General features: G+C 70.6%; 24 protein-coding genes and 1 tRNA gene. 9 read left to right on the top strand and 16 right to left on the bottom strand.

The window, feature by feature from the left end; translation table 11 throughout:
- The first annotated feature begins 62 nt into the window (after window positions 1–62).
- The 6 genes from ACQP09_RS21315 to ACQP09_RS21290 all read left to right on the top strand — a co-directional run bounded on the left by ACQP09_RS21315 (window position 63) and on the right by ACQP09_RS21290 (window position 5859).
- On the top strand, window positions 63–758 hold the full coding sequence (locus tag ACQP09_RS21315; RefSeq protein WP_433401992.1) for an SAM-dependent methyltransferase: 696 nt from the start codon (window positions 63–65) through the stop codon (window positions 756–758).
- The gene (locus tag ACQP09_RS21310; RefSeq protein WP_345942978.1) at window positions 755–1420 is read left to right on the top strand and encodes a DNA cytosine methyltransferase; all 666 of its coding nucleotides are present in this window, start codon (window positions 755–757) and stop codon (window positions 1418–1420) included. Before ACQP09_RS21315 ends, ACQP09_RS21310 begins: the two co-directional genes overlap by 4 nt.
- Window positions 1417–2244 carry a DNA primase gene (locus ACQP09_RS21305; protein ID WP_433401990.1) on the top strand — a complete coding sequence of 276 codons (828 nt, stop codon included), beginning with the start codon at window positions 1417–1419 and terminating at the stop codon, window positions 2242–2244. The genes ACQP09_RS21310 and ACQP09_RS21305 overlap by 4 nt, the downstream gene beginning before the upstream one ends.
- A 3-nt stretch (window positions 2245–2247) precedes the next feature.
- Window positions 2248–3732 (top strand): ATP-binding protein, encoded by a 1485-nt coding sequence (locus ACQP09_RS21300; protein WP_433401988.1) that lies wholly within the window; start codon window positions 2248–2250, stop codon window positions 3730–3732.
- Between the two features lie 459 nt (window positions 3733–4191).
- Entirely contained in the window at window positions 4192–4380 is a 189-nt protein-coding gene (locus ACQP09_RS21295; protein ID WP_010056813.1) for a helix-turn-helix transcriptional regulator, read from the top strand.
- Between the two features lie 66 nt (window positions 4381–4446).
- Window positions 4447–5859, top strand: coding sequence for a tyrosine-type recombinase/integrase (locus ACQP09_RS21290; RefSeq protein WP_433401986.1), 1413 nt, complete (start codon window positions 4447–4449; stop codon window positions 5857–5859).
- 134 nt (window positions 5860–5993) lie between these two features.
- On the opposite strand, the gene ACQP09_RS21285 is transcribed toward ACQP09_RS21290, so the two are convergent.
- Window positions 5994–6075 (bottom strand) — tRNA-Tyr (locus ACQP09_RS21285).
- A gap of 167 nt (window positions 6076–6242) precedes the next feature.
- Here ACQP09_RS21285 and ACQP09_RS21280 point away from each other — a divergent pair.
- From ACQP09_RS21280 to ACQP09_RS21270, 3 genes are all read left to right on the top strand, one after another.
- The gene (locus ACQP09_RS21280; RefSeq protein ID WP_018510616.1) at window positions 6243–6731 is read left to right on the top strand and encodes a YajQ family cyclic di-GMP-binding protein; all 489 of its coding nucleotides are present in this window, start codon (window positions 6243–6245) and stop codon (window positions 6729–6731) included.
- Window positions 6732–6991: 260 nt separating this feature from the next.
- Window positions 6992–7522, top strand: coding sequence for a methylated-DNA--[protein]-cysteine S-methyltransferase (locus tag ACQP09_RS21275; RefSeq protein ID WP_433401984.1), 531 nt, complete (start codon window positions 6992–6994; stop codon window positions 7520–7522).
- A 50-nt stretch (window positions 7523–7572) separates the two neighbouring features.
- Complete coding sequence (locus ACQP09_RS21270) at window positions 7573–8220, top strand: alpha-ketoglutarate-dependent dioxygenase AlkB family protein (protein ID WP_433406698.1); 648 nt, start codon at window positions 7573–7575, stop codon at window positions 8218–8220.
- 13 nt (window positions 8221–8233) lie between these two features.
- Here ACQP09_RS21270 and ACQP09_RS21265 read toward each other — a convergent pair whose 3' ends face one another.
- The 15 genes from ACQP09_RS21265 to ACQP09_RS21195 form a co-directional block, all read right to left on the bottom strand.
- Entirely contained in the window at window positions 8234–8506 is a 273-nt protein-coding gene (locus ACQP09_RS21265) for a GlsB/YeaQ/YmgE family stress response membrane protein (RefSeq protein ID WP_433401982.1), read from the bottom strand.
- 106 nt (window positions 8507–8612) lie between these two features.
- On the bottom strand, window positions 8613–9179 hold the full coding sequence (locus ACQP09_RS21260) for a nucleotidyltransferase domain-containing protein (protein ID WP_433401980.1): 567 nt from the start codon (window positions 9177–9179) through the stop codon (window positions 8613–8615).
- Window positions 9180–9231: 52 nt separating this feature from the next.
- Window positions 9232–9624, bottom strand: a complete 393-nt coding sequence (locus ACQP09_RS21255) for a YccF domain-containing protein (RefSeq protein ID WP_433401978.1) — start codon at window positions 9622–9624, stop codon at window positions 9232–9234.
- Complete coding sequence (gene htpX, locus ACQP09_RS21250) at window positions 9621–10484, bottom strand: zinc metalloprotease HtpX (protein WP_433401976.1); 864 nt, start codon at window positions 10482–10484, stop codon at window positions 9621–9623. The genes ACQP09_RS21255 and htpX overlap by 4 nt, the downstream gene beginning before the upstream one ends.
- A 287-nt stretch (window positions 10485–10771) precedes the next feature.
- A complete protein-coding gene (gene mscL / locus ACQP09_RS21245) occupies window positions 10772–11227 on the bottom strand; it encodes a large conductance mechanosensitive channel protein MscL (RefSeq protein WP_433401974.1) in 456 nt (151 codons plus the stop codon).
- A 116-nt stretch (window positions 11228–11343) separates the two neighbouring features.
- Entirely contained in the window at window positions 11344–12912 is a 1569-nt protein-coding gene (locus ACQP09_RS21240; protein ID WP_433401972.1) for an NADH-quinone oxidoreductase subunit N, read from the bottom strand.
- Window positions 12909–14594, bottom strand: a complete 1686-nt coding sequence (locus ACQP09_RS21235; protein ID WP_433401970.1) for an NADH-quinone oxidoreductase subunit M — start codon at window positions 14592–14594, stop codon at window positions 12909–12911. Before ACQP09_RS21235 ends, ACQP09_RS21240 begins: the two co-directional genes overlap by 4 nt.
- The gene (locus ACQP09_RS21230) at window positions 14591–16591 is read right to left on the bottom strand and encodes an NADH-quinone oxidoreductase subunit 5 family protein (protein ID WP_433401968.1); all 2001 of its coding nucleotides are present in this window, start codon (window positions 16589–16591) and stop codon (window positions 14591–14593) included. Before ACQP09_RS21230 ends, ACQP09_RS21235 begins: the two co-directional genes overlap by 4 nt.
- Window positions 16588–16989: an NADH-quinone oxidoreductase subunit NuoK gene (gene nuoK, locus ACQP09_RS21225; RefSeq protein ID WP_433401966.1), complete on the bottom strand. Its 402-nt coding sequence runs from the start codon at window positions 16987–16989 to the stop codon at window positions 16588–16590. Before nuoK ends, ACQP09_RS21230 begins: the two co-directional genes overlap by 4 nt.
- Window positions 16989–17648 carry an NADH-quinone oxidoreductase subunit J family protein gene (locus ACQP09_RS21220; RefSeq protein ID WP_433401964.1) on the bottom strand — a complete coding sequence of 220 codons (660 nt, stop codon included), beginning with the start codon at window positions 17646–17648 and terminating at the stop codon, window positions 16989–16991. Before ACQP09_RS21220 ends, nuoK begins: the two co-directional genes overlap by 1 nt.
- Window positions 17645–18229: a NuoI/complex I 23 kDa subunit family protein gene (locus ACQP09_RS21215; RefSeq protein ID WP_433401962.1), complete on the bottom strand. Its 585-nt coding sequence runs from the start codon at window positions 18227–18229 to the stop codon at window positions 17645–17647. Before ACQP09_RS21215 ends, ACQP09_RS21220 begins: the two co-directional genes overlap by 4 nt.
- Window positions 18229–19197 (bottom strand): complex I subunit 1/NuoH family protein, encoded by a 969-nt coding sequence (locus ACQP09_RS21210; protein ID WP_404064824.1) that lies wholly within the window; start codon window positions 19195–19197, stop codon window positions 18229–18231. Before ACQP09_RS21210 ends, ACQP09_RS21215 begins: the two co-directional genes overlap by 1 nt.
- Window positions 19194–20579 carry an NADH-quinone oxidoreductase subunit C gene (locus tag ACQP09_RS21205; protein ID WP_433401960.1) on the bottom strand — a complete coding sequence of 462 codons (1386 nt, stop codon included), beginning with the start codon at window positions 20577–20579 and terminating at the stop codon, window positions 19194–19196. Before ACQP09_RS21205 ends, ACQP09_RS21210 begins: the two co-directional genes overlap by 4 nt.
- Window positions 20576–21253, bottom strand: coding sequence for an NADH-quinone oxidoreductase subunit B (locus ACQP09_RS21200; RefSeq protein ID WP_433401958.1), 678 nt, complete (start codon window positions 21251–21253; stop codon window positions 20576–20578). Before ACQP09_RS21200 ends, ACQP09_RS21205 begins: the two co-directional genes overlap by 4 nt.
- Window positions 21244–21660, bottom strand: coding sequence for an NADH-quinone oxidoreductase subunit A (locus ACQP09_RS21195; RefSeq protein WP_432147620.1), 417 nt, complete (start codon window positions 21658–21660; stop codon window positions 21244–21246). Before ACQP09_RS21195 ends, ACQP09_RS21200 begins: the two co-directional genes overlap by 10 nt.
- Window positions 21661–21908 lie beyond the last annotated feature (248 nt).

The following is a 21908-nucleotide window of genomic DNA, read 5'->3' as shown; positions in this document are numbered from 1 at the left end:
CACCAAAGAAACGCGGCTGCCCCACACCCCCAGCCCACTCAACAGAACTGGAGAACACCAGGATGCCGTACCCCACTGACACCCGGGCCCGAACAAGGCCCAAGCCGCGGTTACTCGACCTGTTCTGCTGCCAGGGCGGCGCGGCCAAGGGCTACGACGATGCCGGGTTCGACGTGACCGGCGTCGACACCGCACCCCAGCCCCGCTACCCGTTCCGGTTCGTCCAGGCTGACGCCATCGCCTATGTCCTGGAGCACGGGGCGGAGTTCGACGTGATCCACGCGTCGCCGCCATGCCAGCACGACAGCGACTGCCAGCGCCTCCAGGGCAACACCCACCCCGACCTCATCACCCCCACCCGCACCGCCCTGAAGGCCACCGGGCGGCCGTGGGTACTGGAGAACGTACGCGGCGCGGTGCCCAAGCTGAACCGGCCGGTGATGCTGTGCGGGCCGATGTTCGGGGTGAAGACCTACCGGCACCGGTACTTCGAGACCGGCGGCGGCCTCATCCTCACCCAGCCCCACCACCCCCCGCACCTGGCCCCGCAGGCGAAGATGGGCCGCCCCATCCCGCCCGGCCACTACGGCCAGTTCGTCGGCAACTTCTCCGGCGTCGACCTCGCCCGCCGCGTAATGGGGGTGCCGTGGATGAACCGCGACGGCATCCGCGAATGCATCCCCCCGGCCTACACCCACCGCATCGGCACCACCGCACTCGCATTCCTCGGTGCGGCTGGTCTGGGGGTGGTCGCGTGAACGCCCGTGTGCTGCCGCTGCGGAAGCCGAACGGGCTGCGGGTGCTGGATCTGTGCTGCGGGGCCGGTGGCCTGTCCATGGGCTACTACCTCGCCGGATACGACGTCACCGGCGTCGACCTGCACCCCATGCCGAACTACCCCTTCACCTTCCACCAGGCCGACGCCCTCGACTACCTCGCCACCATCACCGCCACCGGGGAGATCGAGCGCTACGACCTGGTCCACGCCTCCTGGCCCTGCCAGAACAAGGCCCGCGTCACCGCCTGGCGCGGCAGCCGCGACGACCACCCCGACCTGATCACCCCCGGCCGCGAACTCCAGCGTGCCTGCGGCAGGCCATGGCTCATCGAGAACGTCCCCGAAGCCTCCTGGGACGGCACCCTGCGCCCCGACTACCTGCTGTGCGGCTCCCAGTTCGGCCTCAACGTCCGCCGCCACCGCGTCTTCGAGACCTCCTGGGGCGGCGGCGGTGACCTGCTCCCGCCCTGCTGGCACCACAAAGGACTGCTCGCCTTCGAGCACAAAGGCGAGCGGGCCTACGCGGACGCCATGGGCTGCACCTGGATGACCAACGTCGAAGCCCGCCAAGCCGTACCCCCCGCCTACACCCAATGGATCGGCCACCAGTTCCTCACCCACGAAAGGACGGCCGCCGCATGAACCCCCACCTCACCACCGCCCTCGACCTGGCGAACCGGTCCGTCCCCGTCCTCCCCCTGCGGGCAGGCAAGGTCCCGTTCGGGAACTGCCCCGCCTGCCGGGGCAACGCGTGCGGCGGCCGGCCGAACATGAAGACCCCCGGCCCCTGCACCTGCCCCCGCCCCTGCCACGCCTGGGCCGCCGCCACCACCAACCCCGACGTCATCACCGGGGCCGCGTGGTCGACGGCGTGGAAGCAAGCCGCGGCTGTTGCCTATCACCCCGGCGGTATCGGTCTGACCGTCGTCGACCTCGACCACGCCGACGCGGTCGCGTGGGCCCGCCGGACGCTCCCCGCCACGCGGACGGTGCCGACGACGCGGGGCGAACACTGGATCTACCAGGGGGCCATGCCATCCGCGAACGCGGTGCGGGACGGTGTCGACATCAAGTCGACCATGGTCTACGCCCGGTGGCTCGGCCCCGGCACCGGCACCATGACCACCCTGCCCGACGCGGTGCGGGCCCTGATCGTGAAGAAGCCGTCGCCCGTCCGACCTGTCATCGCGCCTGTTCCTGCTGGGGGTGGGGAGTGCCGACACCGCACCCCCGCCTACCTGGAGCGCGGGATCGCCATGGCGGAGCAGCGGATCACCGCCGCGACGAGTGGTGTGCACGCCACGGTGTACCGGACGTTCCTCGCCGTGCTGTCCGCACACGGCCGGTGCGGGTGCCTCACCGACTCCCACGCCGCTCGGCTTTTCGCCGCCGCGCAGACCAAGGGCGAAACCGTCCGGCACTGCACCGATGCGTGGTCCAACGCCCGCACCGCTCTGGGGATGTGAGTCATGTCCGAGGACGAGAAGAACCCGGCGCGTGAGGTCATCAGCGACTACGCGCAGTCCCACTTCCGGTACTTCCGCACCGCCGACGGCACCGTCTACGCACAGAAGAACGGCCACCCCGTCGCCCGCCCCATCCGCTCGCAGGGCACCACGGGAAGCCACCGGCAGGAACTCATGGTCGGCATGTTCAAGGACGGGGTCGGCGTCTTCAACGGGACCGCGCTCAAGGAGGCGTTGGACTTGATCGAGGCGCTGGCGATGACCGAGACCACCCAGGCCGTGCACATTCGCGTCGCCCCCGGCTTCGACGGGGCCACCTGGCTGGACCTCGGGCGGGCCGACGGGCAGTCGGTCCGTATCCGCCCCACCGGGTGGGACATCAGCGTCCCCGACCCGCGGGAGGTGTGCTGGCGGCGCACCCAGCTCACCGGGGAACTGCCCCTGCCGGCCAAGGACACCGACGGCAAGGGCATCGACCTCCTGATGCGGCTGTGCAACTTCGCCAACGCCGAAACCGAGTGCCTGGCCATCGCGTGGCTGATCGGATGCCTGGGGCCGGGCGTGCCCGTCCCGGCGCCGTTCCTCACCGGCCCGCAGGGCGCGGGGAAGTCGACCGGGGGCCGGATGCTGGTACGGATCGTGGAAGGCATGAGCGGGGACCTGCGCCGGGCCCCGAAGGACGAGGAGAACCTGATCGCGGCCGTCGCCGCCGGATGGGTCACCGCCCTGGACAACCTCTCCCACATGACCCCGGACCTGTCCGACGCCATGTGCTGCATCGTCACCGGCGCCGAATCCGTGAAGCGGGCGCTGTTCACGGACGGGGACGTGCACCGGGCCCGCTACCGCCGGCCGCTCCTGCTGACCGGGATCGACGTCGGTGTCATCCGCCCGGACCTCGCGGAACGGCTCCTGCCCTTGCGGCTGGAGCGGCCCACGGTCCGCAGGACCGAGGCGGAGCTGTGGGCGGAGTACGAGGAGGTGCTGCCCGTGGTCCTCGGCTCGCTCCTCGACCTCACGGTCAAGGTCCGGGCCGCCGTGGCGGAGACCCCGACGGATCTGCGGATGGCGGACTTCGCCCACCTCTGCGCCCAACTCGACACCGCCACCGGCCTCGGGGCCCTGCCCGCGTACCGGGCGAGCCTGGACGACCTCAACGACGACGTCATCGAAGGCGACCTGCTCGCGCAGACCGTCCTTCAGCACGCTGAAACCCTCGACCCCGGCGGCGAGCAGCGCATGACGTCCACGGAATGGCTGCACGCCCTGAGCCGCCTCTACAGCGGCGAGGAGCTACGGCCCCTGCCGAAAGGGTGGCCGACCACCGGCAAGGTCCTCTCAGACCGCCTCAAGCGCCTGCAACCCACCCTCGCCGCCCGGGGCGTCCTCATCGACACCGGACGCACCAAAGCGGGCCGCTACCTGGAAATGACCCGCCAGGCAGCATCCCCGCCCCCTGAGCAGCCGGAGCAGGCGGCAGCGTTCTGACCGCGCCCCGGCCCCGGGGGACAAGCAAGAGGAGCACCCCGCGCCACGCCGGCGGGTGCTCCTCTTGCTGTTCGGCGGCACCGCCGCCCAACAGGCGTGCCCGAAGGGCCCCTCACTTCGCCCGAAGGACCACCGCCACTACTACAGACACCCGTTCTTCTTTTCCTAAGTAGGGAAGGTCTGCGTCACCTGCGTCACCAGGGACTGAAAACGGCCCCTGACCTGCACCGGCCGGGGTGACGCAGACGGCCAATCCTGCGTCACCCCTGCGTCACCCGCGTCACCCCCACGTCACCGGTGACGCAGAAGGTGACGCACGGGTGACGCACACCCAACCCGCTGCGTCACCCAAACCCGCAGGTCACAGCCCCAGATGACGCGGGTGACGCGGTGACGCAGAAATCCACACCTCGGACAACCACGCCCCCGCACCCTCCAAGCCTCCGAAGGAGTCGCACCGTGGCCCGCCCCAAGATGCTCAAGCTCCGCGAAGTCCTCGAAGAGATCGACATCAGCCGCGCCGCCTTCTACCGCATGCGCGCCCGAGGCCAGGCACCCCGTCTTCAGAAACTGCCGAACGGGCACGTCCGCGTCAGCCGCGCGGACCTGGACGCCTGGTGGGGGACCTGCGAAGAGCGCGCCGCCTAACCACGACAACCGAAGCGAGGGTCGCCTCCGGCGGAGGCGGCCCTCCCCTGCCGAGCACGGAGCACCATGCCCCTCACCTATGACGTCCGCATCTACAGCATCGAGACGCGACGCGACCGTCCGAAGCCCTACCGAGTCCGCTGGCTCGTCGGGCCCCAGAAGCATTCGAAGAGCTACACCGTCAAAGCTCAAGCCGACGGTCGACGGTCGGAACTGATGACCGCTCTCCGCAAGGGTGACCAGTTCGACGTGGAGACCGGCCTCCCGGCCGCCGAGCTACGCATCCAGGGCAGCCGCGTGACCTGGTACGAGCACACGCGAGCGTACGTGGACCGCAGGTGGGACCGTCTCCCCGCCAAGTCTCGCCGCAACGATGCCGATTCTCTCGCCACGATCACGCCGGCGCTCATGAGGAGCGTCACCGGTCGCCCGTCGCCCGGCGCTCTCCGTGCCGCTCTGTACGGGTGGGCGTACAACAGGAGCCGTTGGGACCAGGAGCCTCCTGCCGAGGTCGCGAGCGTGCTGCGCTGGGTGGAGAAGAACTCCTTGCCTATCGCCGCGCTCGAAGACCCCGCCACGCTCCGTCTGGCGCTCGACGCGCTATCGACGCTCCAGAACGGCTCCCCCGCCGCCGGGAGCACCGCACGCCGCAAGCGGGCCTGCTTGAGTGACGTTCTGGGGCTCGCAGTCGAGCGGCGGCATTTCAGTGTCCCCGTCAATCCGCTGTCCACAGTGAAATGGACGGCTCCGAAGTCCGTTGAAGAAGTCGATCCGGCGAGCGTCGCCAACCCCCGGCAGATTCGGGAACTCCTGTCTGCCGTCCGGAATCAAGGCGAGCGGGGCGCTCACCTCGAAGCCTTCTTCGGGTGCCTCTACTACGCCCTTATGCGCCCCGCAGAGGCGACGGGACTCACCGAGGCTCAGTGCTACCTGCCCAAAGACGGCTGGGGCGACATCACCCTCCGTGGTGGCATTGTCCACGCAGGCCACGCCTGGACCGACGACGATCGGGCCCACCAGGCCCGCCACCTCAAAGCGCGGGCCGAACGGGACTCCCGGGTGGTGCCGATTCCCCCCGTCTTCGTGGCCATGCTCAGGTCGCACATCGAGCGCTTCGGCACCGCGCCCGACGGCCGCCTGTTCCGGACCAGCCGAGGAGGTGTGATTCAAGACACGGGATACGGCGAGGTCCTGGCCGCCGCTCGCGCAGAAGCCCTGACTCCGCACGAATTCGAGTCGCCTCTCGCCCGACGTGCGTACGACTGGAGGGCTGCCGGGGTCTCGTTCCTGGTCTTCCTCGGGGTCGATCCGATGGAGGTCGCGCGCCGGGCCGGGCACTCAGTCGCGGTGCTTCTGCGGGTCTATGCCAAGGTCTTGGCGCGGGCGCAGGAGCGAGCGAATCAGAAGATCGAGGCTGGCCTGCGCGAATGGGACGGAGAAGCCCCGTCCCCCGGGGGACGCCTGGGGGACACGCGCTGATCAGGGTTGGTCCACACCCGGCACAGGGTGAGACAACTCGCGCATTTCGCCCCCGGCCAACGCCGCAGGCTCGAACACGAAAAAGCCCCCTCCCAGACTGCGTTTCCGCAGTTCAGGAGGGGGCTCCACTCGCGTGGCGGCGCCAGGGTTCGAACCTGGGTAGGCTGAGCCGGCAGATTTACAGTCTGCTCCCTTTGGCCACTCGGGCACACCGCCTCGAACGACGCGTCGGATCTCAGCGGGTGAGCTCCTTGGCGACGACGTAAACAATACCTGATGGCCAGGGGTGCTCCGCCACCTCATTGATCAGCAGCCGGAGGGTGCGGCGGTGGCTAGGCTTTGCGTTGTATCCCACGCACATTCGACGCAAGGAGCCACACGTCATGGCCGACTCCAGTTTCGACATCGTCTCGAAGGTCGAGCGGCAGGAGGTCGACAACGCCCTCAACCAGGCCGCCAAGGAGATCTCCCAGCGTTACGACTTCAAGGGCACGGGTGCCTCGATCTCGTGGTCCGGCGAGAAGATCCTGATGGAGGCGAACGGCGAGGAGCGGGTCAAGGCGATCCTCGACATCTTCCAGTCCAAGCTGGTCAAGCGGGGCATCTCGCTGAAGTCGCTGGACGCCGGCGAGCCGCAGCTCTCCGGCAAGGAGTACAAGATCTTCGCCACGATCGAGGAAGGCATCTCCCAGGAGAACGCCAAGAAGGTGGCGAAGATCATCCGCGACGAGGGGCCCAAGGGCGTCAAGGCGCAGGTCCAGGGTGACGAGCTGCGCGTCAGCTCGAAGAGCCGGGACGACCTTCAGGCCGTGCAGGCGCTGCTGAAGGAGAAGGACCTCGACTTCGCCATCCAGTACGTGAACTACCGGTAGGACGATTCGTGCACCAGTAGGGCGATTCGTCAGCATGAAGGGGCACGTCGTCGGGGGCATCCCGGTGACGTGCCCCTCCGCATTCCGGGGCGCTCCACGGCTGCTCCCTGTCCGAAAACCGCCAGCCGGGGTGCGGGGCGCGGAGCAGACTGGCTGGTGTGAGAGCAGTCGGCCGGTTGTCGCAGCTCGGTCGCTGGTTGGCCGTCGGTTGTCCGTCGGTTGTCCGTCGGTTGTTCGTCGGTTGAGGGAAGTGAGCGGTCGTGACGACGGTGTACACGCGGGTGGCGAGCCCTCTGGGTGAGCTGCTGCTGGTGGGTGAGTCGGACGGGACGGCCGACGGGCTGCGTCTGGTGTCGCTGTCCGTGCCCGGGCAGAAGGGCGGCGCGGTCGTCCAGGACGGGTGGCGCCGGGCGCCCGAGCCGTTCGCCGGGGTCCTCGCGCAGATGGAGGCGTACTTCGCGGGGCGGTCGACGCGGTTCGAGGTGCTGTTCGCCGAGGGCGTGGGTACGGAGTTCCAGCGGCGCGTCTGGAAGGTCGTGGAGTCGATCCCGTACGGGCAGACCCTGTCGTACGGGGAGGTCGCCGCGCAGGTCGGGGCCTCGGGTGCCGGGGTGCGGGCGGTGGGGACGGCGATCGGGCGGAACCCGTTGCTGGTCGTGCGGCCGTGCCACCGGGTGATCGGTGCGGACGGGGCGCTGCGGGGGTACGCGGGTGGCCTGGAGCGCAAGCAGTTGCTGCTGGGGCTGGAGGGGGCGGCGTGCGTGGAGCCTGTTGCGCGGGCCGGGCGTTGAGGGTGGTGTGACAGGTGGCCTCGCGTGAGGTTCCCGCGGCTTCGGGCGGGTTGTTCCCTCGGCCCCGCCAGGTGGTCGCGCCGGGTGCCGTGCACGTACCGGAATGGCTCTCCGTGGCGCGGCGGCGGGAGTTGGTGACGGCGTGCCGGGAGTGGGCGCGAGGGCCGGTTCCGCTGCGGCACACGGTGTTGCCGGGCGGCGGCGTGATGTCGGTGCGGACGGTGTGCCTGGGGTGGCACTGGCAGCCGTACCGGTACACGCGTACCGCCGACGATGTGAACGGCGCCCCGGTGGCCGCGCTGCCGCGGTGGCTGGTCGACCTGGGGCGGGCGGCGGTGGCGGAGGCGTACGAGGACGAGAGCGCGGCGGAGGCGTTCACTCCGGACACCGCGCTGATCAACTTCTACGACGACGCGGCGCGGATGGGGATGCACCAGGACAAGGAGGAGCGGTCGGGCGCTCCGGTGGTGTCGTTGAGCATCGGGGCGACGTGCGTGTTCCGTTTCGGCAACCCTGAGGGGCGCGGGCAGCCCTATAAGGACGTCGAGTTGGTCTCCGGGGATCTCTTCGTCTTCGGCGGCCCGTCGCGCTTCGCGTTCCACGGGGTGCCGAAGGTGTACGCCGGTTCGGCCGACCCGGATGCGGGGATGCGGGCCGGCCGGCTGAATGTGACGTTGCGCGAGACCGGGCTGAGCTGAACCCCGGGGGCGGTCAGCGGCGTTCGCGGGAGTTGCCGAAGAGCAGCCGGTAGAGGATCAGCAGGACCAGGGAGCCGGCGATGGCGGCGAGCCAGGTGGCGGTGTCGTAGAAGTCGTTGCTGATGGGCCGGTCGAGGAACTGGCTGGAGAGCCAGCCTCCGACGAAGGCACCGGCGATGCCGATGACGGTGGTCCCGATGATGCCGCCCGGGTCGCGGCCCGGGAGCAGGATTTTGGCTATGACTCCGGCGAGCAGCCCGAGAATGATCCAACCGACAATGCTCATGTCGCTGCTCCTACCCTTTGCTTGGTCTTGGAACACAAGACGCAGCGAGCAGGCGTTCGGTTGCCGAGCGGAACGGTCGCCTCCCCGGGAGAGGCAAGCCGCGCACCTACCGCAGCAGGTCGCCGCGTGGCTCCCGGTCCGGTCCGCCGCTCTCCCGCAGGGCCGTCTCCAGTACGCGGATGTCCTCGGCGTCCTTGGCCCGGCGCGGGCGGCCGGGGACCCAGACCGGCATCATCCGCTTGATCTCGATCTGGGCGGCCGGGCTGATGACCGGACAGGCCGTCGCGCCGATACGGCCGAGCGGGCCGTCGAGCATGCCGTCCGGCCACCGCTCGCCGGCCCAGGGGCCACCCGCGACCACGGCATGGCCGGAGCCGTCCTCGTCGAGCAGCGCGAAGCTGCTTTCCTCGCCTTGCTTGCCGAAGTCGAGCTGCTGGTCGCGAGGGGGGCCGGGGAGGCGTTCCCAGCCCGACTGCAGCAGCTCACGGGTGAGCTGCTCGGCGTCCTGTTTCCGGGCGAACCAGTCGATGTCCGTGTGGTCGCGGGTGGCTGAGCCGAGGAAGAAGTCCATGGCCCAGCCGCCGCGGAGCCAGAGGTCCACGCCGAGTGCGTCGGCGATGCGGCTGGTCTCGGCGATCAGCCGGAGTTGGCGGTCCGTGCGCTGCCTGTCCACGAGCCCGGAGCGTACGCGGCCGCTCCGGGGCCGTCAGCTGCTTTCCCGGGGCCTAACGGGCGGTGAACGGCTGGTCCGTGGGGATGATCTCCTTGCCGAACGGCATCAGGGAGACGGGGATCAGCTTGAAGTTGGCAATGCCCAGGGGGATGCCGATGATCGTGATGCAGAGGGCGATGCCGGTGGTGATGTGGCCGAGGGCGAGCCACCAGCCGGCGAGGATCAGCCAGAGGACGTTGCCGACGCAGGAGGGCGATCCGGCGTCCCTGCGGTCGACGACCGTGTGCCCGAAGGGCCAGAGCGCGTACACACCGATCCTGAAGGCGGCGACGCCGAACGGGATGCCGATGATGGTGATGCAGAGCAGGACGCCTGCGAGAAGATAGCCGAGGAACATCCAGAACCCGCACAGGACGAGCCAGATGATGTTCAGGATGGTTTTCATGGGCGGCGACCTGCCATCTGTTCCAGTCGGGCGATGCGCTCCGCCATCGGCGGATGGGTGGAGAACATCTTGGCCATTCCCTGTCCGGGACGGAAGGGGTTAGCGATCATCATGTGGCTCGCGGTCTCGATCCTGGGCTCCGGGGGTAGCGGGAGCTGTTTCGTTCCTGCTTCCAGTTTGCGCAGGGCGCTGGCGAGGGCGAGCGGGTCTCCGGTGAGCTGGGCTCCGGAGGCGTCGGCCTCGTACTCACGGGAGCGGCTGACGGCGAGCTGGATGACGGAGGCGGCGAGCGGGCCCAGGATCATGATCAGGAGCATGCCCAGGAGGCCCGGGCCTTCGTCGTCGTTGGAGCGGCCGATGGGGATCAGCCAGGCGAAGTTGACCAGGAACATGACGACGGAGGCGAGCGCTCCGGCGACGGAGGAGATGAGGATGTCCCGGTTGTAGACGTGGCTCAGCTCGTGGCCCAGGACCCCGCGCAGCTCCCGCTCGTCGAGGATCTGGAGGATGCCCTCGGTGCAGCAGACGGCCGCGTTGCGCGGATTGCGGCCGGTGGCGAAGGCGTTGGGCGCCTGGGTCGGCGAGATGTAGAGGCGGGGCATCGGCTGGCGGGCCGCGGTGGAGAGCTCGCGGACGATCCGGTAGAGCTGTGGCGCTTCGAATTCGCTGACGGGGCGGGCCCGCATGGCGCGCAGGGCCAGCTTGTCGCTGTTCCAGTAGGCGTAGGCGTTGGTGCCGACGGCCACGACGAGCGCGATGAGGAGGCCCGTACGTCCGAAGAAGCTGCCAATGACGATGATGAGTGCGGACAGGCCCCCGAGGAGTACGGCGGTTTTCAGCCCGTTGTGCCGGCGGTGCACGGTACGCCCTCCAAGTGGTGCAGCAGGGGAACCCTTTGCATGGTGGTGCTCCACTCCCCCAGTGGAGCCTCCCGTACTGGTCAACGCCAGGCGAGGGGAGCTAGTTCCCTTGTGCGTGCGGGCGGAGGGCGGGGCCGCTCCGGCGTGATCCGGCCGGTTCCGGCCCCTGGCCCGTACGGCGGGGCGCTGGGCCGTACGGGTGTCGGGGCGTGCGTGCGTCAGCGCTGGACGGGCGGCGGGCTCAGCGCTGGACGGGCGGCGGGCTCAGCGCTGGACGGACAGCGGGCTCAGCGCTGGACGGGGAGCTTGGCGAGGGAGAGGGCCTCGGGGTCGGGCTCGACCTCGCTGGTGCAGTGGGCGCAGCGGGAGGCGACGGCCGGGATCGGGCTGAAGCAGCGCGGGCAGTCGCGGAGGGCCGCCTTGATGTCGACCTCCTCCTCCTTGGTGAAGCGGTTCTGCACCTTGGTCATGGGGACCACGACGCAGAAGTAGAGGACCGCCGCGGTGATCAGGAAGGCGATCGCGGCGGCGAGGAACTTTCCATACGGGAAGATCGCGCCCCTGACGGTGAACTCGGCCGCGCTGAAGTCACCGACCGAGCCGGTGGCGAGGCCGATCAGCGGCGTGATGAAGGCGGTGCTGAAGCCGGTGACGACGGCGGTGAAGGCTGCTCCGACGGCGAGGCCGATCGCCATCGAGATGACGTTTCCTCGCAGGATGAAGTCCTTGAACCCGTTCAGCACTGCTCTCTCTCCTCTGTGGATTTCGTACGTCTTCGTCGTGTACGGGACGTAGGCAGCCACGACCTTGCCCTGTGGCGGGCGCCCTGGGCAAACCGATCTTTCGCCTCCGGAGAGCGTCAGAAGAGGGTGACGGCGGCGAACCTCAGGACGAGCTGCGGGGCTCCGGAGAGGAGGACGCCGGCGGCGGCGGTGAGGAAGATCGCCGTGGCGAGCGGGGTGGGGGCCCGGAATCGGCGCGGCGTCCCGGAGTCCGGTGTTCCGGTGGCGGCTTCCGCGGTTTCGGGGCTCCTGAAGAGGATCGCGGTCCACTGAAGGTAGTAGTAGAGCGCGATCACGACGTTGACGGCCATGACGACGGCGAGCCAGCCGAGCCCCGCGTCGACGGCCGCCGAGAACACGGTGACCTTCGCGAAGAGCCCGATGATGCCCGGCGGCAGTCCGGCCAGGCAGAGCAGGAAGAAGCCGAGCGTGAGGGCGGCGAGGGGCCGGGTGGCGTACAGGCCCCGATGGTCGGCGATGCGGTTGCCGGGCTTCGTACGGGCGACGAGGGCGGCGACGGCGAAGGCGCCGAGGTTCACGACGGCGTACATGAGGGCGTACGCGACGGTGGCGCCGATCTGTTCGTCGCTGGAGTACGCGGCGGCGGCGATCGGGACGAGCAGGTAACCGGCCTGGGCGACGGAGGACCAGGCGAGGAGCCGGACGGTGCTGCGGGCGCGGTCGGCCTTCTGGCGGAGGGCGGCGACGTTGCCGACGGTCATGGTGAGGGCGGCCAGGACGGCGACCGCGGGGCCCCAGACGTCGGCATAGGAAGGGAACGCGATGACGGTGACGAGGATGAGGCCCGAGAAGCCGACGGTCTTCCCGACGACGGACAGATAGGCGGCGATCGGGAGGGGCGCGCCTACATAGGTGTCGGGAACCCAGAAGTGGAAGGGTGCCGCGGCAGTCTTGAAGGCGAAGCCGACGAGGGTGAGGACGACGCCGGTCTTGGCGAGGGTGTCGAGCACCGGAGGGACGTCGTCCAGGTGGGCGGCGATCTCGGTGAGGTGCAGGGTGCCCGTGGTCGCGTACACGAAGCTGACGCCGAGGAGCATGACGGCGGTGGCGACGACGGAGGAGAGGAAGAACTTGAGCGCGGCCTCGGAGGAGCGCCGGTCGCCGCGCTTGATGCCGACGAGCGCGAAGGCGGGCAGTGAGGCGACCTCCAGGGCGACGACGAGGGTGGCGAGGTCGCGAGAGGCGGGCAGGAGAGCCGCGCCCGCCGTGGAGGCGAGGAGCAGGAACCAGTACTCGCCCGCCGGCAGCTTCCGTGTGTCGTCGAGCGAGAGCAGCGCCGTGAGGAAGGCCCCGCCGAGGACGAGGGCCTGGATGACCAGGGTGAAGTGGTCGGCGGTGTAGCTGCACGGCTGGGTGCCGGTGGTGACGCAGAAGGTGGCGCGGTCGCCGGCCCGGAGGGGGATGAGGAGGGCCAGGGCGGCGGCGAGGGCGGTGAGGGTTCCGTAGCCGAGGAGCTTCTTGCGGTGCTCGGGGAGGAAGAGGTCGGCGACGAGGACGAGCAGGGCGGCCAGCGCGGTGAGGGTGGGGGGCGCGATGGCGAGCCAGTCGACGGTCTGGACGACGCTGGGGGCGCTGTCGGCCGCCGCGGTGAGGGCGCCCGGGGCGGTGCTGAGGTCCGCGGTCACGACTTGCCTCCTGCGAGGAGCTTCTGCACGGCCGGATCGGTGAGGCCGAGGAGGATCGCGGGCCAGAGTCCGGCGAGGACGGTGAGGGCGGCGAGCGGGGTCCAGGCGGCGGCTTCGTAACCCTGGATGTCGGCGAGTTGCGGGGTGCTTCGGGCCGGCTGAGGGCTTCCGGCGGCCGCGGACCGCTCAGGGCCGTCCGCCGGCTGCGGGGCGGTGGCGGCCTGCTGTGAGGTGGCTGGCGAGAGCTGGGAGTGCGGTGTGTGCTCGCCCATGCAGACGCGGCGGACCACGATGAGCATGTACGCGGCGGTGAGCAGCGTGCCGAACGCGCCGATGGCCATGAACGTACGGAACGCCGGGCGGCTGAGGCCCTCGGCAGGGCTGTAGGCGCCGAAGAGCGTGAGCATCTCGCCCCAGAATCCGGCGAGTCCAGGCAGCCCGAGCGAGGCGACGGCGGCGAAGGCGAGCAGGGCACCGAGGCGGGGGGCGCGGCCGTAGAGGGCGGCTCCGGTGGCGCCGGCGAGGGTGTCCAGGTCGGCGGTGCCGTAGCGGTCCTTGATGGCGCCGACCAGGAAGAACAGCAGGCCGGTGATGAGGCCGTGGGCGATGTTGGCGAAGAGCGCGCCGTTGACCCCGGTGGGGGTCATGGTGGCGATGCCGAGGAGCACGAAGCCCATGTGGCCGACGGAGGAGTACGCGATGAGCCGCTTGAGGTCGCCCTTGGCGCCGTTGCGGGCGAGGGCCAGGCAGGCGAGCGACCCGTAGACGATGCCGACGACGGCGAACGCGGCGAGGTAGGGCGCGAAGGTGCGCATGCCGTCGGGTGCGATGGGGAGCAGGATCCGGACGAATCCGTACGTTCCCATCTTCAGCAGGACGCCCGCCAGGAGCACCGAGCCGACGGTCGGCGCGGCGGTGTGGGCGTCGGGGAGCCAGCTGTGCAGGGGCCACATCGGGGTCTTCACGGCGAGCCCGACGCCGATCGCGAGAACGGCGATGACCTGCACGGATGTGGTGAGGCCACGGCCGTTGTCAGTGGCGAGTGCCACCATGTCGAAGCTGCCGCTCTTCAGTCCGATGAGGAGCAGGCCGAGCAGCATGACGACCGAGCCGAGCAGCGTGTAGAGGATGAACTTCCAGGCGGCCGCCTGCCGCTGGTCACCGCCCCAGCGGGCGATGAGGAAGTACATCGGGATGAGGACCATCTCGAAGGCGAGGAAGAAGAGCAGCAGGTCGAGGACGGCGAAGGTGGCGAGGGTGCCGGATTCCAGGACGAGGACGAGGGCGGTGAACGCCTTCGGTGAGGGGCCCGCGGGCAGCTTGAAGTAGCTGTACAGCGCGCAGAGGAAGGTCAGCAGCGCGGTCAGGAGCAGGAGGGGGAGCGAGATGCCGTCGATGCCGAGGTGGATGCGGACGTCGAGTGCCGGGATCCAGCTGATGTCGGTGGTCGCCTGCATCGTGGCGGGGTGGTCGTGGTCGAAGCCAACGGCCAGGACGATCGCGGCGATGAGGACGGCGCCGGTCACGGTCACGCCGTGGCGGAGCACGGCTTGGTCGGGGTTCCTGCCCTTGAGGCCGGGCGGGGCGGGGAGCAGGGCCGCGACGGCGCCGAGGAGCGGGGCGCCGACGATGAACGCGAGAAGGAACTGCATCACGGACGGGCTGATATCGATCACGGTCACGACCCCGCGTTGACGTTGGCGAAGACGACGGCGGCGATCGCCAGGACGAGGGAACCGGCGAGCAGGACGCTGAGGTAGGTCTGCACGTTCCCGGTCTGGGCGCGGCGTACGGCGGTGCCGAGGAGGCGGGTGACGGCACCCGAGCCGTTGACGTAGGTGTCGACGACCGTGCGGTCCAGGAAGCGTACGAGGCGGGCGGCCTGCTGGACCGGCCGGACGAACACCGCCGTGTACAGGGCGTCGAGGTGGAAGCCGGTGACCGCGTGGCGGTGGAGCGGGCCCAGCAGGAGGCGTCCGGGGTCGGCCGGGTCGGCGGCGTCCGCGATGGTGCCGTAGGCGGCGGTGTGGGACGTCATGGACTCGGCTTCGACGAGGGCGGGTTCGGCGCCGGGGTGGGCGGCGACGGCACCGATGGGGGTGCGGGCGGCGAGCGCCGTGGTGTGACGCCAGGCGCCGTAGGTGACCAGGCCTCCGACGAGGCCGACGCCGGTGGAGAGGACGGCGGTGGTGAGGGACGGGGTGAGGGCGTGTCCGTCGAACCAGTCGCCGATCGCGCCCGCGGTGAGGCCGAAGGCGATGGTGGGGACGGCCAGGATCCAGAGGACGGAGGTCATGGCGAGGGGCTGGCGGCCGTGGTCGGGGAGTTCGGTGCCGCGGCCCTTGAAGGTGAGGAGCCAGAGGCGGGTGGCGTAGGCGGCGGTGAGGGCGGCGGCGAGCAGCCCGGCGACGAGGATCGTCCAGCCCGCGGCGGCGGGGGCGACGGTCCGGTCCCCCATGGCGGTGTGCTCGGCGGCGACGAGGACGGCTTCCTTGGAGAAGAAGCCGGCGAACGGCGGGATGGCGGCGAGCGCGAGGAGGGCGACGGTCATCGTCCAGTAGGCGTCGGGGATCCGGCGCGCGAGGCCGCCCATGCGGGACATGGCGGCCAGTGAGTTGGTGCCGGCGGCGTGGATGACGACGCCGGCCGCGAGGAAGAGGACGGCTTTGAACGCACCGTGCGAGATCAGGTGGAAGACGGCGGCGCCTCGGTCGGCTACGGCCAGGGCGCCGGACATGTAGCCGAGTTGGCCGATGGTCGAGTAGGCGAGGACGCGCTTGATGTCGTCCTGGGCAAGGGCGGCGAGTCCGGAGCCGATCATCGTCACGGCCGCCATCACGGCGAGGACGACCAAGGCCGCGCCGGAGGCGGCGAAGACGGGGAGCAGTCGGGCCACGAAGTAGATCCCGGCGGCGACCATCGTCGCGGCGTGGATGAGCGCGGAGACGGGGGTGGGGCCGGCCATCGCGTCGGGCAGCCAGGTGTGCAGGGGGAACTGCGCGGACTTCCCGGCGACGCCCGCGAGGAGCAGCAGCGCGATGAGGGTGGGGTGGTCCAGGCCGCCGTTGGTGACGGCCGCCAGGATCTTGGTGATCCGGAAGCTGCCGGTGTCGGCGGCCAGGGCGAACAGGCCGATCAGGAAGGGGACGTCGCCGAGCTTGGTGACGAGGAAGGCTTTGAGGGAGGCGGCGCGGGCTTCGGGCGTCTCCCAGTAGTGGCCGACCAGGAAGTACGAGCAGATACCCATGATCTCCCAGCCGACCAGGAGCACCATCACGTCGCCGGAGTAGACGACGAGCAGCATCGCGGAGGTGAAGAGGGAGACCAGGGCCGCGTAGGAGGGGTAGCGGGCGTCGCCGCGGAGGTACGCCGTGGAGTAGAGCTGTACGCAGGTGGCGACGGTGGTGACGAGGACGGCGACCAGGACCGCGAAGCCGTCCAGGTGCAGCGCCAGGTCGATGGGGACCGACCCGGTGGGGGTGAGCTGGGTCGCGGCGTCGATGGCACGGCCGCCGCCCTGGCGGACGGCGACGACCACGGCGAGTACGGCGGCGGTGAGCGTCGGCAGGATCGCCAGGGGGCGGACGAAGCCGGGGGCGGTGCGGCCGAGGGCCAGTCCGGCGACGGCTCCGAGGAAGGGGAGGAGCGGGACGAGGGCGGCGAGGGTCGTCGTGGTCACGAGGTGGCCTCTGCGTTCTTGGTGTGCCCTGGTGTCGCAAGGTGGCCGTCGGTCTCGGCGTCACCCGTACGGGAGGTGTCACCGGTGCCGTCGCTCTCGGCGGTGTCGCGGAGCCGGTCGACGGCGGAGGAGCCGCTGTTGCGGTGGACGGCGAGGACGATCGCGAGGCCGATACCGATCTCGGCCGCGGCGATGGCGATGGTGAAGAGGGTGAGGGCCTGACCGGAGTGGAGGGTGTCGCGGAGCCAGACGTCGAAGGCGACGAGGTTGAGGTTGACGGCGTTGAGCATCAGCTCGACGGACATCAGGACCAGGATCGCGTTGCGGCGGGCAAGGACGCCGTAGAGGCCGGTGCAGAAGAGGAGGGCGGCGAGTACGGCGGGATAGGCGAGGTGCATCAGCGCTGCTCCTCCTGGCCCTTGCCGCTGTCCTGCTGCCGCCGGGCGGTGGCGCCCGGCCGAACCTCCGCGTCCGTGTCGTGCTTGCGGGACAGGACGATGGCGCCGACGAGGGCGGCGAGCAGGAGGACCGAGAGCGCCTCGAACGGGAGGACCCAGTTCCGGAAGAGGAAGGCCCCGGTGACGGCGGTGGAGCCCTGGGCCGGCCCTTCGAGGTCGATCCAGGTCGTACGGAAGGCGTCCACGACGACCCAGACGAGCGCGGCCGCCGAGGCGAGGGCCACACCGAGGGCCACCCACCGGTTGCCCGAGTCGGCGTCCGGGGAGCGGCCGATGGGGGCCCGGGTGAGCATCAGGCCGAAGAGGAGGAGGACGACGATGGAACCGACGTAGATCAGTACCTGCACCCAGGCGATGAACTCCGCGGTGAGCAGGAGGTATTCGACGGCCAGTCCGCCGAGCGCCACGACGAGCCAGAGGGCGGCGTGCACCAGCTGCTTGGTCGTGACGGTGATGACGGCGGCGCCGAGGGTGGCGAGGCCGACGAGGACGAAGGCGATCTCGACGCCGGTCGGGGAGAGGAAGCCGGGGTGGTCGGCGGCTGCGGCCAGGGTCGATGCGGACGCGGACGCGGACGCAGATGCGATGGAGTACGTCACGGGGTTCCTCCCTCCTCACTCCGCTGAGCCTGCTGGGCTTGCTGCGCCTGCTGCGCTTGCTGCGCGGCGAGTTTGTCGGCCGTCTTGCGGGCGGCGGCGATCTCCTTCGGCTCCTCCGCCCCGGGGTCGAGCGCGGGCGGCTCCGGCACGGTCCACATCCACTCGCGGAGCTTGTCCCGCTCATGGGTGAGCTCGTGGATGTCCGTCTCCGCGTACTCGAACTCGGGCGACCAGAAGAGGGCGTCGAAGGGGCAGACCTCGATGCAGATACCGCAGTACATGCAGAGGGAGAAGTCGATGGCGAAGCGGTCCAGGACGTTGCGGCTGCGCTCGCGTCCGCCGGGCGCGGCGGGCGGCACCGTCTCCTTGTGGGAGTCGATGTAGATGCACCAGTCGGGACACTCGCGGGCGCAGAGCATGCAGACCGTGCAGTTCTCCTCGAACAGCCCGATGACACCGCGGGAGCGGGGCGGGAGTTCGGGCTGGGTGTCCGGGTACTGCGCGGTGACGGTCTTCTTCGTCATCGTACGGAGGGTGACGGCGAGGCCTTTGGCGAGGCCGGACCCAGGGATCGGGGGCACTAGTTGATCGCCACCTTCACGATGCCGGTGAGCGCGATCTGCGCGAGGGCGAGAGGGACGAGCGTGGTCCAGGCGAGCTTCTGCAACTGGTCCTCCCGCAGACGCGGGTAGCTGACGCGCAGCCAGATGACGACGAACGCGAGGAGGGCGGTCTTGAGGAGGGTCCAGAGCCAGCCGAGTCCGTCGGCGCCGAACGGGCCGTGCCAGCCGCCGAGGAAGAGGACGGTGGTCAGGGCGCAGAGGATGACGATGCCGGCGTACTCGGCGAGCAGGAACAGGGCGAAGCGCAGCCCCGTGTACTCGGTGTACGCGCCGAAGATGATCTCGGAGTCGGCGACCGGCATGTCGAAGGGCGGGCGCTGGAGTTCGGCGAGGCCGGCGACGAAGAAGACCAGGGCTCCGACGATCTGCCAGGGCAGCCACCACCACGCGAAGGCGTCGAGGATGCCGGTGAGCGAGACCGTGCCGGCGGCCATGGCCACGGAGGCGGCGGCGAGGAGCATCGGGAGTTCGTAGGAGAGGAGCTGGGCGGCGGTGCGGAGGCCGCCGAGCAGGGAGAACTTGTTGGCCGAGGCCCAGCCCGCCATGAGCGAGCCGAGGACGCCGATGCCCATGACGGCGAGCACGAAGAAGATGCCCGCGTCGATGACCTGGCCGACCGCGCCGTCGCCGGGGCCGATGGGGATGGCCACGAGGACGAGGAGGTACGGGAGGAGGGCGACGGCGGGGGCGAGCTGGAAGACGCGGCGGTCGGCGGCGGCCGGGACCACGTCCTCCTTCTGCGCGAACTTCACGCCGTCCGCGACGAGCTGGGCCCAGCCGTGGAAGCCGCCCGCGTACATGGGGCCGAGGCGGCCCTGCATGTGGGCCATCACCTTGTGCTCGGTCTGGCCCACGAGGAGGGGGGCGACCAGGAACACGACGAAGACGATGGCCAGGCGGAGGGCGACGTCGAGTACGTCGTTCACTCGGGATCGCCTCCGGCGGGGTGGTCGGGGTCGGGGTCGGGGTCGGGGTTCGGTTCCGACTCGGGCTCGGGCTCGGTGGGGCCGCTGCGCGGGGCTTCTCCCCTGCCCGCCCCTTCCCGACCCGGGGGCTCTGCCCCCGTGCCCCCGCTCCTCAAGCGCCGGAAGGGCTGAGAAGACGCGTCACCGCTCTCCGAAGGCTTCGGGGGGCGGGAGGGGGCCTCGGCGCCGTCGTCGGAGGACCGCTGGGACCGGGCAGGGTCCTCAGGGCCACCCGATGAGACGTCCGGGTCGTCGAACGCCGGTTGGGCGTCGTGCCAAGGGGCGTCCGTGGCGCGGGCGCGCTGGCTCGCCGAGCCCTGGGATGCCGAGCGGGAGCGGCGCGGCGGGCGCGTCGCGTCGGCCTCCGGGGGCTGCTGCTGGCTCGCCGAACCGTCGGACGCGGAGCGGGAGCGGCGCGGGCGAGCGGCCGGGGGCGATCCGGGCGGTACGTCGCCGGGCGACGCGCCTCCCGGAGGTGTGGTCGCGGGTGGGGGCTGTACGGCCTCCGGCGCAACCGCGCCCGAGGGTCCGGACGCGGCGCCCCCGGACGCGGGAGTACCGGGCGCCGGAGTGCCAGGTGCGAGGCCCTCGGATTCCGGAGCCCCCGGGCCCGAAGCCTCCCGCGCCCCCGGCTGCGGGCGTTGTGCCGCCGAGCCCTCGCTCGCCGAGCGGGTACGGCGCGGCGGGCGGTCGGCCGCGCCCGCCGGGCGGGGTGCGCGGGCCGGACGGGCCGTGGCTGGCGGGAGCTGGCCCTTGAGCGGGCCCCATTCGTTCGGGTCCGGGACGCCGGGGGGAAGCATGGCGCGGCGCTTGGGGCCGCCGTGTTCGGACTCGCCGGGCTCCTTCGCTCCGGGCCAGGCCTTGGCGACCCGGGCGGCCAGGACGAAGTCCTTGCGGAGCGGGTGGCCTTCGAAGCCCTCCGGCAGCAGGAGCGGGTCGAGGCCGGGGTGGTCCGCGAAGGCGACGCCGAACATCTCGTGCGTCTCGCGCTCGTGCCAGGCCGCGCCCGCGTAGACGTCGATCGCGCTGGGCAGGACGGCCGTGTCGTGCGGGACGGTGGTGCGCAGCATCAGCCGGCGGACCGGGCCGCCGCCGAGCGCCGCGACATGGGCGCAGACCCGGAAGCCGGTGCCCGGCTCGTCCACGGCGCTGAGCCAGTCGAAGTACGTGCAGCCGAGTTCGTCGCGGGCGGTACGGAGCGCGGTGATCCACTCCGTGGCGGGGACGTCGACGGTGAGCAGGTCGTAGGCGGATTCCGCCGTCGCCTCCTTGCCGAAGAGCTCCGTGACGGCGTCCGGCAGCAGGTCGTACGGGTGGGTCGCTTCGGGCTGGCGCTCGCTCACCGCCGCTCCTCCCCCGGCTCCGTTCCCGGTGCCGTCAGTGCGGCGACCAGGCCGCTGCGCAGCGCCGCCGTGGAGGGGCCGCCGGCCGGGCCGGCCGCGTACCGCTCCGCCAGGGACTCGCGCGCGATCTTCTCCTGGAGCTTGAGAATGCCCTGGAGCAGCGCCTCGGGCCGGGGCGGGCAGCCGGGTACGTACACGTCGACGGGGATGATTTGGTCGACGCCCTTGGTGACGGAGTACGAGTCCCAGTAGGGGCCGCCGCAGTTGGAGCAGGCGCCGAAGGAAATGACGTACTTCGGTTCGGGCATCTGCTCGTAGAGGCGCTTGACCGCCGGGGCCATCTTGTCCGTCACCGTGCCGGAGACGATCATCAGGTCCGCCTGGCGGGGGCCCGGCGCGAAGGGGATCACGCCGAGCCGGATGAAGTCGTGGCGCGCCATGGAGGCGGCGATGAACTCGATGGCGCAGCAGGCGAGTCCGAAGTTGAAGACCCAGAGGCTGTAGCGGCGGCCCCAGTTGAGGACGACCTTCATCGGTTCGGGCGCGAGCCGGGAGAGGAGGCCGAGGCGCTGGGGCTCCGGGAGCGGCACCGGTTGCGCGGCGGTCGCCGCCGACAGGTCGGCCGAGGGCTCGGAGTGCTGTTCCTCGGGGGTCGGCCGGCTCGTCAGGCCCATGCGAGGACGCCCTTCTTCCATGCGTAGAGCAGTCCCACGGCGAGGAAGCCGAGGAAGATGAACATTTCCACCAGCGTGGTGGCGCCGTATCCGGGTGCCGCGAAGACCGTGGCCCACGGGAACAGGAAGATGGAGTCGACGGCGAAGATCACGTAGAGGAAGGCGTAGACGTAGTAGCGGACCTGGGTGTGGGCCCAGCCCTCGCCGACCGGGTCGACGCCGCACTCGTACGTCAGAAGCTTCTCGGGCGTCGGCACCACGGGCCGCAGGAGCCGTCCCGCACCGAACGCGACGGCGACGAACAGGACGCCGATCAGCGCGAGCAGGCCGACCACCGAGTAGCTCTGGAAGTACTCCGACGCGAGGGTGGCCGATGCGTCGGCCGACAGGCCCGGTGAGTCCGGCACGTACGCCACGTGCGGCACTTCCGGCACGTACGCCACGTCCTTCACGTCCGCCCCTCACTCCTCGTCATCCAGTTCTGGCCCCGCCCGTTCCCCGGGGCCCCTTCGTACGCACGGGAGTCTAGGCCCTGATAAACGCACAGTAAGCAGCCGCGTCGCACCGAGAGTCTTTCGTCGGTCCTTCCTTCGGATCAGCCCGGCGTGATCCGAAGGAAGGACCGACGAAGACCTAGGTGGGGTTATCCCTACTT

The organism is Streptomyces sp. CA-146814, assembly GCF_050942385.1.
In the GTDB taxonomy this organism is placed as follows: domain Bacteria; phylum Actinomycetota; class Actinomycetes; order Streptomycetales; family Streptomycetaceae; genus Streptomyces.
The sequence above is the reverse complement of the archived record's forward strand: the minus strand, read 5'-3'. Positions and strand labels throughout refer to the sequence as shown.

Coding starts and splice junctions, on each gene's coding strand:
- ACQP09_RS21200 (WP_433401958.1), bottom strand. CDS start 21,253: ATGGGCCTGACGAGCCGGCCGACCCCCGAGGAACAGCACTCCGAGCCC.
- ACQP09_RS21265 (WP_433401982.1), bottom strand. CDS start 8,506: ATGAGCATTGTCGGTTGGATCATTCTCGGGCTGCTCGCCGGAGTCATA.
- ACQP09_RS21280 (WP_018510616.1), top strand. CDS start 6,243: ATGGCCGACTCCAGTTTCGACATCGTCTCGAAGGTCGAGCGGCAGGAG.
- ACQP09_RS21290 (WP_433401986.1), top strand. CDS start 4,447: ATGCCCCTCACCTATGACGTCCGCATCTACAGCATCGAGACGCGACGC.
- ACQP09_RS21305 (WP_433401990.1), top strand. CDS start 1,417: ATGAACCCCCACCTCACCACCGCCCTCGACCTGGCGAACCGGTCCGTC.
- ACQP09_RS21315 (WP_433401992.1), top strand. CDS start 63: ATGCCGTACCCCACTGACACCCGGGCCCGAACAAGGCCCAAGCCGCGG.
- nuoK (WP_433401966.1), bottom strand. CDS start 16,989: ATGCACCTCGCCTATCCCGCCGTACTCGCCGCCCTCCTCTTCTGCACC.
- ACQP09_RS21300 (WP_433401988.1), top strand. CDS start 2,248: ATGTCCGAGGACGAGAAGAACCCGGCGCGTGAGGTCATCAGCGACTAC.
- ACQP09_RS21255 (WP_433401978.1), bottom strand. CDS start 9,624: ATGAAAACCATCCTGAACATCATCTGGCTCGTCCTGTGCGGGTTCTGG.